The organism is Acinetobacter sp. YH16038 (assembly GCF_013417275.1).
GTDB lineage: Bacteria > Pseudomonadota > Gammaproteobacteria > Pseudomonadales > Moraxellaceae > Acinetobacter.
Window position 1 is genome coordinate 1 of sequence record NZ_VPEG01000187.1, and the last position, 1,009, is coordinate 1,009.

General features: G+C 34.4%; 2 protein-coding genes. Both read right to left on the reverse strand.

Features of this window, described 5'->3' with window-relative positions; genetic code table 11:
• The coding region (locus FTV34_RS17740; RefSeq protein ID WP_180070949.1) for a hypothetical protein at window positions 1–203 on the reverse strand (203 nt) is incomplete at its 3' end.
• Window positions 200–1,009 (reverse strand): replication initiation protein (locus FTV34_RS17745; RefSeq protein WP_180070951.1); only part of this gene is annotated, 810 nt, incomplete at its 5' end. The genes FTV34_RS17745 and FTV34_RS17740, both read right to left, overlap by 4 nt.

The following is a 1,009-nucleotide window of genomic DNA, read 5'->3' on the forward strand; positions in this document are numbered from 1 at the left end:
ATTGAATCTTTTAAACGTGAATTTTTAGGTGCATCCGGATTCTTTAATTGATTAAAAACCTCTAATAATTCGCTGTGATGAGTGCTTAACCTTTCAATGTCACTTTCAATAGCCATTCTTGGTGTCCACAGAGCAAGTAAACTTTGCTCATAATCTTTGAGTTCTTGATGACTCATTGCATCTAATTCAGCCTTAGTTCTCATGGTTTAAAATCCGTCTTGCTATGAAGAGCTTTAAAAATCCGTTTTGTTGTTTCCTCTCTTACACTTTTCGGATCTCGTAAGATGCCACTAATCCAGAGGGCAAATGTCGGGTAGTCTGGGAAATTACTGAGGTCTGATAGCTCAGAAAGTTTAGATAAAATAGTGCTGTACTTGTTAATTTGAGCATCAGATAAATTGCAGAACATATCTATAGTTCTTTGATCTCGCTGAGGCGCTATTAATTTTGGCTTAGGTTTTTCTTTCACTATAAATTTAAAGCCAACTACTGAACGCCCTTTTTTTACATTTTCATAAGTGAGTTCAATATCTGTATTAGTTGTAATCTCATTTAATGAAGGCTTCATTACTCGGTCTTTTAAATTACAGAGTTTGTCATAAGATTTGGGCAAACCCAGCTCATTTTTTATATGTTCTAAGGACATTTCAAATTGTCCCATTGCTTGATGCTTTTTAGCTAAATGATAAAGATCGAATGAGTAATCTTTTTTCAAACTTAGTACGATATCTTTTTTATATTTTGTATAAGGGTTTAATTTATCAAACTCTTTTAACATCAGTAGAACGATTTCAGGGAAACGTATAGCTATCCCTCCGTCTTCATAAGTGCAATCAATCACCCAATTCGACAGCACCTTTTTTCCTCTTTCATTGTTATAAGAGAAATTTCTTTTAAGTAGATTCTTGCTGGCTAGTTCTAACTGCGTATATGCGGAATGCGTTTTAATGCCACATTCTCTAGCAAACTCTTCTGCCGTAATCATAATTCGGTCTTTTTCAGTTGCATC